The organism is Antarctobacter heliothermus, from assembly GCF_002237555.1.
GTDB lineage: Bacteria > Pseudomonadota > Alphaproteobacteria > Rhodobacterales > Rhodobacteraceae > Antarctobacter > Antarctobacter heliothermus_B.
The window spans coordinates 1,482,037-1,495,928 of sequence record NZ_CP022540.1; the positions used below are offsets into that span (position 1 = coordinate 1,482,037).

Annotated in this window: 12 protein-coding genes; 5 read left to right on the forward strand and 7 right to left on the reverse strand. The window is 63.4% G+C overall.

Annotated elements, in window-relative coordinates:
• Positions 1–53 precede the first annotated feature (53 nt).
• Positions 54–1,115, reverse strand: coding sequence for a DUF3592 domain-containing protein (locus tag ANTHELSMS3_RS06975; protein WP_157733430.1), 1,062 nt, complete (start codon positions 1,113–1,115; stop codon positions 54–56).
• A 251-nt stretch (positions 1,116–1,366) separates the two neighbouring features.
• Between ANTHELSMS3_RS06975 and gpmI the strand changes: the two genes are divergently transcribed.
• The 5 genes from gpmI to ANTHELSMS3_RS07000 all read left to right on the forward strand — a co-directional run bounded on the left by gpmI (position 1,367) and on the right by ANTHELSMS3_RS07000 (position 6,466).
• Complete coding sequence (gene gpmI / locus ANTHELSMS3_RS06980) at positions 1,367–2,872, forward strand: 2,3-bisphosphoglycerate-independent phosphoglycerate mutase (protein WP_094034244.1); 1,506 nt, start codon at positions 1,367–1,369, stop codon at positions 2,870–2,872.
• Positions 2,869–3,981, forward strand: coding sequence for a murein hydrolase activator EnvC family protein (locus tag ANTHELSMS3_RS06985; protein ID WP_094034245.1), 1,113 nt, complete (start codon positions 2,869–2,871; stop codon positions 3,979–3,981). Before gpmI ends, ANTHELSMS3_RS06985 begins: the two co-directional genes overlap by 4 nt.
• A gap of 7 nt (positions 3,982–3,988) precedes the next feature.
• Entirely contained in the window at positions 3,989–5,326 is a 1,338-nt protein-coding gene (locus tag ANTHELSMS3_RS06990; protein WP_094034246.1) for a S41 family peptidase, read from the forward strand.
• A gap of 172 nt (positions 5,327–5,498) precedes the next feature.
• Positions 5,499–5,984 (forward strand): RNA pyrophosphohydrolase, encoded by a 486-nt coding sequence (locus ANTHELSMS3_RS06995; RefSeq protein WP_094034247.1) that lies wholly within the window; start codon positions 5,499–5,501, stop codon positions 5,982–5,984.
• Complete coding sequence (locus tag ANTHELSMS3_RS07000; RefSeq protein ID WP_094034248.1) at positions 5,984–6,466, forward strand: hypothetical protein; 483 nt, start codon at positions 5,984–5,986, stop codon at positions 6,464–6,466. Before ANTHELSMS3_RS06995 ends, ANTHELSMS3_RS07000 begins: the two co-directional genes overlap by 1 nt.
• 110 nt (positions 6,467–6,576) lie before the next feature.
• Here the strand turns inward: ANTHELSMS3_RS07000 and ANTHELSMS3_RS07005 are convergent, their stop codons facing one another.
• The 6 genes from ANTHELSMS3_RS07005 to dapE form a co-directional block, all read right to left on the reverse strand.
• Positions 6,577–7,959, reverse strand: coding sequence for a lytic murein transglycosylase (locus ANTHELSMS3_RS07005; RefSeq protein ID WP_094036976.1), 1,383 nt, complete (start codon positions 7,957–7,959; stop codon positions 6,577–6,579).
• A gap of 118 nt (positions 7,960–8,077) precedes the next feature.
• A complete protein-coding gene (rnr, locus tag ANTHELSMS3_RS07010) occupies positions 8,078–10,378 on the reverse strand; it encodes a ribonuclease R (protein ID WP_094034249.1) in 2,301 nt (766 codons plus the stop codon).
• Positions 10,379–10,553: 175 nt separating this feature from the next.
• Positions 10,554–11,633: a hypothetical protein gene (locus tag ANTHELSMS3_RS07015; protein WP_094034250.1), complete on the reverse strand. Its 1,080-nt coding sequence runs from the start codon at positions 11,631–11,633 to the stop codon at positions 10,554–10,556.
• A gap of 8 nt (positions 11,634–11,641) precedes the next feature.
• Positions 11,642–12,250 carry a TIGR04282 family arsenosugar biosynthesis glycosyltransferase gene (locus ANTHELSMS3_RS07020; RefSeq protein WP_094034251.1) on the reverse strand — a complete coding sequence of 203 codons (609 nt, stop codon included), beginning with the start codon at positions 12,248–12,250 and terminating at the stop codon, positions 11,642–11,644.
• Positions 12,247–12,663 (reverse strand): GNAT family N-acetyltransferase, encoded by a 417-nt coding sequence (locus ANTHELSMS3_RS07025; protein ID WP_094036977.1) that lies wholly within the window; start codon positions 12,661–12,663, stop codon positions 12,247–12,249. Before ANTHELSMS3_RS07025 ends, ANTHELSMS3_RS07020 begins: the two co-directional genes overlap by 4 nt.
• Positions 12,663–13,802, reverse strand: a complete 1,140-nt coding sequence (gene dapE, locus ANTHELSMS3_RS07030) for a succinyl-diaminopimelate desuccinylase (RefSeq protein WP_094034252.1) — start codon at positions 13,800–13,802, stop codon at positions 12,663–12,665. Before dapE ends, ANTHELSMS3_RS07025 begins: the two co-directional genes overlap by 1 nt.
• Between the last annotated feature and the right edge of the window lie 90 nt (positions 13,803–13,892).

The window sequence follows — 13,892 nt, forward strand, 5'->3', positions numbered from 1 at the left end:
GCAGTGTGGGTTGCGACTTCGTTTGAAGGCGAGGCTTACACGAACGCGATTGGTCAATACCTTGGAAGTGCAGAGAACACCGGGGAAGCGATAGACAAAGGAACTGTCTCGCTTCTTGTCGGGTTTGCATTTGTTTTGCTGGGTACCCTCGTGCGACGCAGCAGGGCGTAGCGAAACCCCAATTGGCGCCTAGCAACTGCTATTTGTCCTATCAACGATGCACCTGCCTCAAGCGCGGAACACGGGCCGGAAGCCCGCCGGGCGAGCACCTGACCGGCATCGTCGCAGCGAAGGCGCGCCGATCCTTGACGGATTGTCCAAAGCGAGGCTGGCACACATCCCACAAAACACCGTAGGGCGGGCTTCAGCCCGCCACCTCCTCCGCCCCCCCCCACCCGCAGAGACCTCTGCACCTCCCAGATCATCGCCAAATTCGCCACGCCAAACCCCACCGGCGACACCAACATCGACGCCATCGCCAAAGGCAGGCTCACCCATCCAATATGCGGCAAGGCCCAAGCCTCGACCGCGTACCGCAGCCAGATCGACAGGGTAAAGAACGACACTGCCGCGCAGATCATCAAAATCACCGACACCACCCGCACCCATCGCGGCAATGGCCCGGCCTTGGGTCGGACGCGCGGTTCCGGCGCTGTACTCTCCACCCGTCGGGCCTTTCGCCAGCGTTGCACCGGCGGTACGATCAGGCATCCGGCAAAGAACAGCAGAAACATCCACGCCAGCGCCATGTTCCGGCTTTCGAACAGCGGGTCCAGTTGGATGCTGCGCGGATCGTCGGGCAGATAGCGCAGCGCGACGCGCGTGCCTTGTTCCATCGCGCGCAGGAAATCCCGCGTGACCTGCGTTTCGACCGTGATCCTGCGGCCCGCAGCCTCAAACGTTACGGTGGCATAGTACCGAAGGCGGGGCGGCTTATCCGGTTGCGTGTTGGTCCTTTGACTGCGGCCAGAGACAAAGACCGCTGTCGCGTCCACCCCATCACGCTCAAACCGCGTGGCGCGGGTTGAGGCGCTGTAGATCATGGCCAGCAGGACAAGGAACAACAGCGCGAACAGACCGGCGACGATCAGAGGGATCGGTTTGCGCGTCTCCATCGTGTTGTCCTGTGGTCTGTGTTGGCGTTCTGGGCGGCGCAAGACTATCAGGAACGCCCGGGAAAAGCACCGCTGGCCAAAGGCCATTCCCCGCTCAAATCCTAACACTTCGTAAATTCGTCTCTGTAACCCATTGATTTTCCATATCCGCCCCCGTGTCCACGCGTGGACAGCCCGGATGTTATCCCTCTCCACATCTGATTGCCGCGCTGTTAAACCCATCCCAGCAGCATTTTCGGAGGGCTTATTCCATGAAACCCGTCATCCTCACTATTCTCGACGGCTGGGGCCTGCGCGAGGACGCGGAACACAACGCGCCCAAGCTGGCCAAGACCCCCACGATGGACCGCCTCACCGCGACCTGCCCGCATGCCACGCTGATCACCCACGGCCCCGACGTCGGCCTGCCCACGGGCCAGATGGGCAACTCAGAGGTGGGCCACACAAATATCGGCGCGGGCCGGGTGGTCGCCATGGACCTCGGCCAGATTGACCTCGCCATCGAGGACGGGTCCTTTTTCCAGAACACCGAGATCCTCAGCTTTGCCGAGACAGTCAAAAATGCGGGCGGCACGGCACATCTGATGGGGCTGACCTCCGACGGGGGCGTCCACGCCCACACCGATCACATCCTCGCCGCCGCCAAGGCCCTGACTGATCAAGGGCTGTCCGTCGCCATCCACGTCATCACCGACGGCCGCGACGTGCCGCCCACCTCTGCCGGGGACCAGATCGCTGCGTTCGAGGCCGCCTTGCCCGAAGGCGCCAAAATCGTCAGCGTGAGCGGGCGCTACTACGCGATGGACCGCGACACGCGCTGGGACCGCGTCGAAAAAGCCTATCGCGCCATGGTCGAAGGCGACGCGCCATCGCAGCCTGACGTCCTCACCGGGATCAAGGCCAGCTACGCCGACGACAAGGCCGATGAATTCATTCTGCCCTTCATTGTCGACGGCTACACCGGAATCGCCGAGGGCGACGGCGTATTCTTTCTCAACTTTCGCGCGGATCGCGCGCGGGAAATCCTGTCCGCTATCGGTGACCCAGAGTTCGACGGCTTCGCCCGTACGCTCAAACCCCTGTCGGGCCTGTTGGGCATGGTGGACTATTCCAAGGCACATGGTGCCTACATGACCACGGCCTATCCTAAACAAACCATCGTCAACACGCTGGGCGAATGGGTGGCCAAACAGGGCAAGACGCAGTTCCGTCTGGCCGAGACAGAGAAATATCCACACGTCACTTTCTTTCTGAATGGCGGCAAGGAAACGCCGGAACCGCATGAGGACCGCTTTATGCCCAAGTCGCCCAAGGTGGCGACCTATGACCTGCAGCCAGAGATGTCGGCGGGCGAAGTGACAGAGAAATTCCTTGAGGCCATCGACCACGGTTATGACCTGATCGTGGTGAACTTTGCCAACCCTGACATGGTCGGCCACACTGGCGATTTGCAAGCTGCGATGAAAGCCTGTGAAGCGGTGGATGCGGGCCTTGGCCAAGTGGTTGCCAAGCTGGAGGAAACCGGCGGCGCGCTACTGGTCATTGCCGATCACGGCAATTGCGAAACCATGGTCGATCCTGAAACCGGCGGGCCGCACACCGCGCATACCACCAATCTAGTCCCGGTGATCCTGTTCGGCGGGCCAGAGGCCGCGCAGCTGCGTGACGGACGGCTGGCGGATGTCGCGCCGACGCTGTTGCAACTGATGGATCTGCCGCAGCCCGAGGAAATGACCGGGGTGAGCCTGATCAAGTGAAACGTCTTGCGCTCATTCTTGCCCTTTGGGCCGCACAGGTGACCGCGCAGGATGCGGGGGCGCAGGCGCGCGCCGCGGCTGAGGCGCTAGAGGCCGCGTCAGTCCTGCTCGGCACCGCGGAAGAGGCGCAGGACCGGGTGGCAGCGCTGACCGACACTGTGCGCGCCTATGAGGATGGGCTGGCCGCAATGCGGGAGGGCCTGCGCGCCGCCACGATCCGCGAAACGGAACTCAGCCGGAGATTGGCGGGGCAGGAGGCAGAGGTGGCCCGCCTGCTGGGCGCACTCATGGCGGTCGGCGATCGGGCCGCCACACGCACGCTGATCCATCCGGAGGGGCCGCTGGGCGCGGCACGGTCAGGCATGTTGGTGGCAGCCGTGACGCCGGGTTTGGCGGACAGGGCGTCAGCGCTGCGCGCAGATCTGGAAGAGGTCACAGCCCTACGCTCATTGCAACAGAATGCGGCGGACACGCTGCAATCGGGCTTGAGCGGCGTGCAAACTGCGCGCACGGCCCTCAGCAAGGCCATCGCCGAACGCACGGATCTGCCGCGCCGCTTTACCGAGGACCCGATCCGAACCGCCATCCTGATCTCGGCCACGGAGACGTTGCAGGGTTTTGCCTCGGGGCTGGCGGAAATCTCCGAGGACGACAGCGCACCGCCGCTGCCGGCCATTGAGGACCGCAAAGGCGCGCTGCCGCTGCCGGTGCGCGGCGTGATTCTGCATGAGGCAGGTGACCGCGACGCCGCAGGTGTGTCGCGCCCCGGAATCGTTGTGGCCACACGCCCCGGCGCACTGGTCACATCGCCCACGGCGGCAACCATTCGCTACGCTGGTCCGCTGCTGGACTACGGTCTGGTCGTAATCCTTGAACCTCAGGCCGACCTGATGTTTGTTCTGGCCGGACTGGACACCACGTTTGGCGAAGCCGGGCAGGTTGTGCCCGCTGGATCGCCGGTCGGGCTGATGGGGGGCGCGGCAGGCAATAATTTGTCACCTTCAGGTGAGGGGGCTGGCGCAGGCCGGTCCGAAACGCTCTATATAGAGGTCAGAGAGGGCGACGTGCCCGAAGATCCACTGCGGTGGTTCACAACCGACAAGGGATGATTGAGGTATGAGGAAATTCGTGATGGCCGCAGTGGGCGGCACGCTGGCGTCCGTCGTGGCGACCACCCAACTGGTGGGGCCGCTGCTGGCGCAAGAAGGGGCACGCCCGCAAAGCGTCTATGAACAGCTTGACCTGTTCGGCGACATCTTTGAACGCATTCGCGCGCAATATGTCGAGGAGGTTGATGAAAAGGACCTGATCGAGGCAGCCATCAACGGGATGCTCACCTCACTTGATCCGCATTCGGGCTATTTGGCCCCCGAGGATGCCGCCGACATGCGTGTGCAGACTCGTGGTGAATTCGGCGGTCTGGGCATCGAAGTCACGCAGGAAGACGGCTTTGTCAAAGTGGTCTCGCCCATGGATGGCACTCCGGCAGACGCGGCGGGCATGGAGGCTGGTGATTTCATCACCCATGTTGACGGCGAAAGCGTGCTGGGCCTGACACTGGATGAAGCGGTGGACATGATGCGTGGGCCGGTCGGCTCTGAGATCGTGATCACCGTGGTGCGCGAAGGCGTCGAGGAACCCTTTGATGTCTCAATCATCCGCGATACCATCAAGCTCACTGCGGTGCGGACCCGTACAGAGGGTGAAACCGTGGTGCTGCGCGTCACGACCTTCAACGACCAGACGTTTGCCAACCTTGCCGATGGACTGGCCAAACAGGTCGAAGAAGCGGGCGGCATCGACAAGATCAACGGCTTTGTCGTCGATCTGCGCAACAACCCGGGTGGCTTGCTGAATCAGGCGATCATGGTGTCCGATGCGTTCCTCGACAAAGGTGAGATCGTGTCGACCCGTGGCCGCGATCCCGCCGATGGCGACCGCTACAACGCCCAGCCGGGCGATCTGGCCGAAGGCAAGCCGCTGGTGGTGCTGATCAATGGCGGCTCTGCCTCTGCGTCCGAGATTGTCGCCGGTGCGCTGCAGGATCACCGCCGTGCTATCGTCGTGGGCACCAAATCGTTTGGCAAAGGCTCTGTCCAGACGGTGATGCCGCTGCGCGGCAATGGCGCGATGCGCCTGACGACCTCGCGTTACTACACACCCTCGGGCCGGTCGATTCAGGCGCTGGGCGTGTCGCCCGACATCGTGGTCGAACAGCCGCGCCGTGATCCCAACGCGGTGGAAGAAGAAGAACCCGCGAACCCGTTCCGCCGCACCGAGGCGGACCTGCGCGGCAGCCTCGACAACGACTCGCTGACGCCGGAAGAGATCGAGCAGATCCAAGCAGACCGCGCCAAGGCAGAGGCCGCCGCCAAACTGCGTGAAGAGGATTATCAACTGGCCTACGCCATCGACATCCTCAAGGGGCTGTCGGCTCTGGCACCCAGGGACTGACGCGACACCTTTGACGATTTTGAACCGGCGGCCTTTGGGTCGCCGGTTTTTCTTTGACTGCCACCGGGGGCAAGACAGGCGCTAATCTTAGTGATCCGGCCCTGAAACGGGGGTTTCGAACAAACCGCCCCTGCGCTAGCTTCCCTGCAAATCAACCCGACGAAAGCCCGCCATGACCCCCGAACAGATTGCCGCCTTGCCGTATCGCCGCAACGTTGGCGTCATGCTGGTCAACACCCGGGGCCAGGCCTTTGTCGGCCAGCGGATCGACAGTGACATTCCCGCTTGGCAGATGCCACAGGGCGGGATCGACAAAGGCGAAGATCCCAAGGATGCCGCGCTGCGCGAACTTGAAGAAGAAACCGGCGTGCCCCGCGACCTTGTCACCGTCGAGGCCGAAACCGATGGCTGGATCGCCTACGATCTGCCGCATGACATCGTGCCAAGGATCTGGAAAGGCCGCTACAAGGGACAGGAACAGAAATGGTTCCTGCTGCGCTTTCACGGCACGGACGATCAGGTGCGTCTGGACGCCGACGATCATCAGGAGTTTTCCGAATGGTGCTGGATGTCGGCGGACGAGGTGGTCTCGCAGATCGTGCCGTTCAAACGCATGGTCTACGAACAGGTGATCAACGCGTTCCGGAAACATCTCTGATGCGCTGGCTGACATGTATCCTGTCGCTTCTGGCAACCCCAGCGTTGTCCTTGTCTTGCCTGCCGCCAGACCCAGTGCGGGATTTCCATGCGGCGGATACAGCTGACACACGATGGGGCATCGCGGTCGGACGGCTCGACTTTGACGAAAACCGGCTGCCCAAGGTCGACTGGAACCGACAAGATGCGGTGCCGCCGCAAACCGACTTGCGCGCCACGATGGTCGGCCACGCGCTGGACCCTAGCGGCTACAACACGGTGTTTCAGGCCAACGTGACGCTGCGGGTGCTGTGCTTTGGCCCGTGGTGCGCCGCCCCCAAAAGCGGTGCCCGCTACCTGGCCTTCATCAAACACGAAAACGGTATGCGGGTGGTGCAGGCTGAACCCTGCGGAAATTGGCTGTACATCAACCCGCGTCGCGAAGATCTCGACCGCGTTCACAAATGCCTCGTCGGTGGTCCCTGCGCAGAGCGCGACTTCTAAACCAAACTGCGGTCCCGGCTTCTTCTGTCCTAAAATATCCCGGGGGGGCCGGGGGCCAGAGCCCCCCGTCGGATCGCCGGGCCGCAGGCACGGCGAAACCGCTCACAGACTTAGCGCAAACGTTTGAGGATCGCGGGTGAGGCATAACCGTCCGGCACCAACCCCTTTGACTGTTGAAAATTGCGCACCGCCTCGACGGTGAGCGGGCCGATCTTGGCGTCGATCCCTTCGGTGTCAAACCCCGCTGCGGTCAGACGTTTCTGCAACTCGATGCGCTCCTGAAAGGTCAACGCCCGGTCCTCGCGTGGCCAGCTACCGCTGAACGGGGCACCGCCTGCAATCCGGTCCGCCAGATGGCCCACGCCGATCACATAGGCGTCGGCGGTGTTATAGGTCTCGATCACCTCGAAATTTTCAAAGATCAAAAAGGCCGTGCCCTGATGGCCGGCTGGTAGGAGCACAGAGGCGGGACCGAAGTCCTTGACCGGCTCACCGTCCACGCCCACCACGCCTTTGCGTGCCCAGGCAGAGGGCAGGCGGGTGACCTCGCGCTTGGCCTCCAGATAGTCGAAACCTTTGGGCAGCGTCACCTCGACCCCCCAAGGCACGCCCGTCTTCCAGCCGTTGGCTTTCAGGTAGTTGGCGGTGGACGCCAGCGCGTCGGCGGGATCGTCATCCCAGATATTGCGCCTCCCGTCGCCATCGTGATCGACGGCAAGCCGCTGGAACGATCCCGGCATGAACTGCGTGTGCCCCATGGCCCCGGCCCAGGATCCTTTCAGCCTGTCGGGTGTCGTGTCGCCTTGTTGCAGGATCTTCAGCGCGTCGATCACCTGTTCCTCAAAGAACTCCGCGCGCCGCGCATCATAGGCCAGGCTCGCCATGCTCTGGATGACCGGGGTTGATCCGCGAAAGGTGCCATAGGCGGACTCCAAGCCCCAGATCGCCACGACAACCTCTTTCTGGACGCCGTAGTTCTCCTCGATCTGGTCCAGCAGCGCAGCGTTCTTGCGCAGGGCGGCCTTGCCGTTGCGAACGCGGGCGTCCGATGCGGCGCTGTCGAGGTAGACCCAGATCGTCTTGGTAAATTCCGATTGGTTGCGGTCCCGTTCGACCACTTTGCGATCGAACGCCACATCCTTGAAGGCGCGATCAAAGGTTTCTGCGCGCACGCCCTGTTCCAGGGCCCGGGGCCGAAACTCTTGCACCCAAGCGGCAAACCCGGCCTGCGTGCCGGTGATCCGAGCAGACAGCGCCGCCTCAGCCTGTAGCGCGGCGGGGCGCAGCGTAGGGCGCAGCGACAGGGCAGGCGCAAAGGCACCGTCTGTCAGGGTGGCGGCGCGGGCGACCACCTCTTCCTCTGGCGGGATAGTGGCGGGCGTCAGGGACGTTTCGCCCCGCGCAACGGGGCGCAAAGACCTGTCGACTGCCTCGGCCGAAACTACGGGGGCGGTCAAAAGCAGGGCGATCAGTCCGAAATACGCGCGATACATCATGGCTACGATCCTGCTGCTCTTTTGTTTTACAGCAGCTTAACCCGAGCCGGGTCACTTGCGAAGACGGAACCGGTGTGGGGCGCGGTTTCCTGCCGCCGCGCCCCGCGCGACAGCCTCAGTTCTTTTCCCGACGCTGCCGCGATACCTTGCGCTTGGTCTTGGCGTCCTTGGTCTTGGCCTTGGCCAGCTTGCGACGGGGGGAAGTTCCCGGCTTGCCGCGCCCACGCCCGCGTCCGCGCGCCTGACGACCGCCTTGCACGCTCTGGTATTCGTCGTCGTCAAGTTCCAGCAATTCAAAAGCAATGCCGCCGGTCACGGGAGCCGCTTCGACCAGTTTCACTCGCGCCCGCATTCCCAGACCGATAATTCGCCCCGTGCTGCCGCCCATCAAGGTGCCTGCGTCGCGGTCAAAGTGGAAATACTCGTTGCCCAGTGTACCGATGGGCACCAGACCGTCAGCCCCGGTTTCATCCAGTTTGACGAACAGGCCGAACTTGGCAATGCCGGATACGCGGCCCGTGAATTCCGCCCCCAGCCGCTCCGACAGAAATGCGGCCAGATAGCGGTCGGTGGTGTCGCGTTCGGCCATCATCGACCGGCGTTCCGTGTCGCTGATATGCTGCGCCGTTGTTTCCAGCCGTTCGATATCCTGCACGCTCAACCCGTCGTCACCCCATTTATGCGCCGTGACCAGCGCCCGGTGCACGATCAGGTCCGAATAGCGCCGGATCGGAGAGGTGAAATGCCCGTAGTTCTGCAACGCGAGGCCAAAATGGCCAAAGTTCTTTGGGCTGTAATAGGCTTGGGTCATCGACCGCAGCGTGGCCAGATTGATCAATTCCGACTCGCCGGTCTTGGCGGCCTGATGCAGCAACTGGTTCAGGTGGTGGGTTTTCAACACCTGCCCCTTGGCGAGTGTCAGCCCGGCAGATTCCGCGGTGTCGCGCAGCGACTCCAGCTTTTCCTGCGGCGGTTCCTCATGGACGCGGAACAGCAGCGGCGTGTCCTTGGCGATCAGGGTTTCGGCGGCGGCGACGTTGGCCAGCACCATGAATTCCTCGATCAGCTTGTGGGCGTCCAGCCGGTCGGCGAAATCGACCGATGTGACCTTGCCGTCCTCGTCGAGTTTGATCTTGCGTTCCGGCAGGTCCAGATCCAGCGGCTGACGCCGTTCCCGAGCGGCGCGCAATGCGTCGTAGGCGTCGTAGAGCGGTTTCAGGACCGGCTCCAGCAGCGGGCCGGTCTTATCGTTTGGGGAGCCGTCGATGGCCGCCTGCACCTCTGCATAGTTCAGCGAGGCCGGCGAGCGCATCAGCCCGCGATAGAACCGCTGGCCCAGCTTGTTGCCTGCTGCGTCGATCCGCATCCGGACAGCGATACAGGCGCGCGGCACGCCCTCATGCAATGAGCACAGATCCCCTGACAACCGGTCCGGCAGCATTGGCACGACACGGTCAGGAAAATAGGATGAGTTCCCGCGCGACTTTGCCTCGCGGTCCAGCGCCGAGCCGGGTGTGACGTAGTGGGCGACATCGGCGATGGCGACCCACAGCACATGACCGCCTTCGTTTTGCGGATCGTCGTCCGGTTCGGCAAAGATCGCGTCGTCGCGGTCGCGGGCGTCGACCGGGTCGATGGTGATCAGCGGCATGTCCCGCAGGTCGGTGCGACCGGACAGGCCCGCCGGTTTCATGCTGTCGGCCTCTGCCAGCACCTCTGGCGGAAAGTCGTCGGGGATGCCGTGCTGGTGGATCGCGATCAGTGACACGGCGCGCGGGGCGGTCGGGTCGCCCAGACGTTCGACGATGCGCGCCCGCGGCAGGCCCATGCGGCCCCGTGCGGGGCCAGCCTGTTCCGCCTCGACCAGTTCACCCTCTTGGGCGCCGCCGGTTGCCTCGGTCTCGACCATCCATTCCTTGTCCGAGCCCTTGTCGATGGGCATGATCCGCCCGCCCTCGGCGGTCTTGCGGAAGATGCCGACCACGCGGCGCGGGCTGGCGCCGATTCGGCGGATCAGGCGGGCCTCATAGTTGTGGTCGACCTCATGCACCACCTGCAGACGGGCGAGGATGCGGTCGCCTTCGCCCAGCGCGGGGTCACTGGCGCGGGGGATCAGCAGGACTGTGGGTTCGACCCCTTCGCCGTGCCATTCCAGCGGCTGCGCAAAGAGATCGCCGTTGGCGTCCGGGGCCTTGACCTGCAGCACGCTGACGGGCGGCAGGCGGTCGGGGTCGCGGTAGGTTTTCTTGCGCTTTTCAAGATGGCCCTCATCCTCAAGCTCTCGCAGGATGCGCTTGAGATCAATGCGGTCAGCCCCCTTGATGCCAAAGGCCTTGGCGATGTCACGTTTCGAGGTGAGGGTCGGGTTGGCGGAGATCCAGTCAAGGACCTCTGCCTTTGTGGGCAGCTTGCTCATGGGAATGAGGTAGCACGGGCGCATGACGGCGTCATGTCGATTCCGCAGCCGTCCAAAAAGAGGTGCCCACGCGTGGACAGCAATTCGGCATAACAAAATCAATAGGTTACAGAGGTGATTTCATCATTTGTTAGGAAATGCAGGTTTTCGGCCTGCGCGTGAAAACGACTTTCGCTTAGGCAGGTGGCCCGGATGCGGGCGGGACGCGGTGGATCGGAGCGGTCAGGACAGAGGACCATTCGCGTGCGATGCTGGCAAGGATGATGGTCAGAACCGGAGAGCAGAAGATCAGCAGGCGGCCAATGTTGTTCCCGACCGCTGCGGCGATCCCGACAAACAGGATCACACCGAAGGTCACGCAAAGATCGCGCGTCAGCCAGCGATCGACGCGTGGTGCCCTGCGGGTTGCGACCATAAACATCACGGTGGCAAGCAGCACGATGATGGCAAGGTTCTGGGTCAGAAAGACCTGAAAGATGAACTCTCGGTTGCCAAAGGAAAAGCCCGCCAGCGCGTCGATTAAGGACTGGGGCGAGAGTTGGTGGCCGTATTGGTCATTGGAGAGCGACAGACGCAGCGCAATATGCGCGCACAGGCTGAGGGTGGCGCTGGCCAGCACCAGCAGTCGGCTCTTTTGCTTGTGCTGCCCACCCGTGATCAGATCGACAAAGACGAGGGCGACAAAGAGGATCGGAATGAGCTCTCGCTGAAGGGCGGCGGCGAGGATGATCAGCGCCGCGATCAGGGGGAGACCGGCCCGATAGGCCAGATAGGCCGCCGTGAACATCAGCAGCGAAAGCCCCTCTGTCAGTCCCGAAAAGGCAAAGAAGAGGATGCTGAAGTTGAACACCATCACGGCGGGTATCCACCACGAGACAAGTTCGGCCTGCCGCGTTTGGCGGTGCAGATAGGTGCCCAGCAAAGCCGCCGTCAGGGTGACGGACAGGTAATTTACCGTGAGGGCGGAAAAGAAAACGCCGCGCTCATAGCCCGTGGCGGCAAAGGCAATGTCCGTGTCGTAGTCAAAGCCCGCTTCATACAGAAGGTTGACGAGCACCGCCTGAATTTGGCGCAAGACCCACGGCGCGTCTGCCGCGCTGAAATCAAGCGGGCTCAGGTACATCGCGTGGTAGTGGGCGTAATCCGTGCCACCGAAATCCGGGACGTGGAATTTGTAGGCCAGATAGAACAAAGGAAAGAAGGCGAAGAGGTAGATCAGGCTGCGCGCACCAAAGGAGATCAAAGCTCTTGCCATGGTTTTTCCTAGTGATCCAATGCGCGCGGTTGCGATGGATCGGCCCGGCGCAGGTCGGCCACGGTGTCCACATCCACCAGACTGTCGATCTGTGCCGTGCGCCTGTCGGGGATGGAGGCGATGGTATCGGCCAGTGCGTGTTCGGTGGACCAGCGCACGCCATCGAACAGCGTTGCGGGGACTTGGGCCGCATTGCGGATGCCGACCAGCCAATAGCCGCCATCCTCTGCCGGGCCAAAAACCGCGTCGGCAGGCCCCAATGCGCGAAAGGCGCGCCATATGGCGGGGCGGGTGATGCCGGGGATGTCCGCGCCGATGACGCAGACCGCGCCGGGGGCGGCGGCGCGCATCATGCGGGCCATGCGGTCGCCCAAGGTGCCGCCGCCCTGTGGCAGGCGCAGCAGGTCGGCGGGCCAGACGCGGCTGGCGGTGGCGGCGCGGTCGGGGCTGACGGCCAGCACCAGATGCCAGCGCGGATCACGCAGTCGGCGCAGCAGGCGCGCGCTTTGGTGATGGAACCACCATTTCGCGGCGACGGTGCCGATGTCGCGCGCCAGCCGGGTTTTGACCCGACCGGGGCGCGGTTCCTTGACCATGACGATCAGCGTCGGTTTCACGCCTGCGCCCGCATGTTTTGATGTGGAATGCCCGCGTCGTCGTAGACCGGGCCAAAGGCGGCAAAGCCCAGTTTCTCGTAGAACGGCAGCGCGTGGCTTTGTGCGCCAAGAACGACGGAGGAAATGTCGGGCTGGCCCTTGAACCAATCCACCCCGAACCGGACCAGTGCCGCGCCAAGGCCGGTGCCGCGCGCCTCAGACAGCACGCAGACCCGGCCTATGCGGCCCTCTACGCCCTCTTGCCGCAGGCGGGCAGTGCCAAGCGGGGTGTCGTCGATATAAGCCAGCAGGTGGACCGAGCTTTTGTCCAGATCGTCCCATTCCTCTGCCTCTGGGATGCCTTGTTCGTCGATGAACACGGCGCGTCGCAGGGCGTGGCAGGTGGCAAGGTCGGTGGTCTGTTCGATCCGGATCACGCGAAATAATCCTGCAGGATGCGGGTGTAGATCGCCTTGAGCTGGTGCACATGGGCGATTTCGACCCGTTCATCGACCGCGTGCATCCGTTTGCCCACAAGGCCAAATTCCACCACCGGGCAGTGGTTTTTGACAAAGCGTGCGTCAGAGGTGCCGCCGGTGGTGGACAATTCCGGCGTGATGTTGGTTTCCAGCGCAACGGCGCGCGAAACCAGGTCCGACAGCGGGCCGGGTGGTGTCAGAAAGCTTTCGCCGGAAATCTTGATCTGGACCTCGGTCGTGGTGCCGAATTCGGCGTCCACCTTGGCCGCCTCTGCGCGCAGCCAGTCCGACAGGGCCGCGCCGGTGTGGGTGTCGTTGAAACGGATGTTGACGGTGGCGCGGGTCTGGGCGGGGATCACGTTGGTGGCGGGGTTGCCGGTGTCGATGGTCACAACCGCCAGCGTCGAGGGGTCAAAGTGGTCGGTGCCCTCATCCAGCGTGTGACTTGCCAGCCGGTCCATCAGGCGGGCCATCGCGGGCATCGGGTTCAGCGCGCGGTGCGGATAGGCGGAATGGCCCTGTTTGCCGGTTGTGGTGAACCATGCGGTGAGCGACCCGCGCCGCCCGATCTTGATCATCTCCCCCATGGTGTCCGGGCATGTCGGCTCTCCCACCAGACAGACGGTCATCTGTTCGCCGGTGGCGGTCATCCAGTCCAGCAGGGCGGTGGTGCCGTCCATGGCATCGCCTTCTTCATCGCCGGTGATGGCAAGAACCACGGCCCCGTCGGGGGGCGTGTCGCGGACAAAGTCGATGGCGGCAGCGGCAAAGGCGGCGACGCCGGATTTCATGTCGGTCGAGCCGCGCCCGTAGAGATAGCCATCGTCGATTTCCGCGCCAAATGGATCAAAGCTCCAGTCGTCGCGGTTGCCGATGGGGACGACGTCGGTGTGGCCGTTGAAGCCAAAGGTTTTGGCGTGGCCCTTGTCGCCCCAGCGGGCATAGAGGTTGGAAACGCCGCCCCGGTCGACGCGAAAGCAGGTGAAGCCTGCGTTCTCCAGCAGCTCATGCAGCAGGATCAGCGCGCCGCCCTCTGCGGGGGTGACAGAGGGGCATTGCACAAGGCGGGCGGTGAGGTCGACCGGATCGGTCATCGGCGGCTCCTGAGATGGCGGCGTTTTGGTAGGGCTAGCGCGCCTTGGGACGCTTGGCAAATGGCGCAGGGGGATTGGCCGTGTTAGGTC

Excerpts from the sequence above, each read along its gene's own strand:
- ANTHELSMS3_RS06975 (WP_157733430.1), bottom strand. The coding sequence starts at position 1,115 with ATGGAGACGCGCAAACCGATCCCTCTGATCGTCGCCGGTCTGTTCGCG.
- gpmI (WP_094034244.1), top strand. The coding sequence starts at position 1,367 with ATGAAACCCGTCATCCTCACTATTCTCGACGGCTGGGGCCTGCGCGAG.
- ANTHELSMS3_RS06990 (WP_094034246.1), top strand. The coding sequence starts at position 3,989 with ATGAGGAAATTCGTGATGGCCGCAGTGGGCGGCACGCTGGCGTCCGTC.
- ANTHELSMS3_RS06995 (WP_094034247.1), top strand. The coding sequence starts at position 5,499 with ATGACCCCCGAACAGATTGCCGCCTTGCCGTATCGCCGCAACGTTGGC.
- ANTHELSMS3_RS07000 (WP_094034248.1), top strand. The coding sequence starts at position 5,984 with ATGCGCTGGCTGACATGTATCCTGTCGCTTCTGGCAACCCCAGCGTTG.
- ANTHELSMS3_RS07005 (WP_094036976.1), bottom strand. The coding sequence starts at position 7,959 with ATGTATCGCGCGTATTTCGGACTGATCGCCCTGCTTTTGACCGCCCCC.
- rnr (WP_094034249.1), bottom strand. The coding sequence starts at position 10,378 with ATGAGCAAGCTGCCCACAAAGGCAGAGGTCCTTGACTGGATCTCCGCC.
- ANTHELSMS3_RS07015 (WP_094034250.1), bottom strand. The coding sequence starts at position 11,633 with ATGGCAAGAGCTTTGATCTCCTTTGGTGCGCGCAGCCTGATCTACCTC.
- dapE (WP_094034252.1), bottom strand. The coding sequence starts at position 13,802 with ATGACCGATCCGGTCGACCTCACCGCCCGCCTTGTGCAATGCCCCTCT.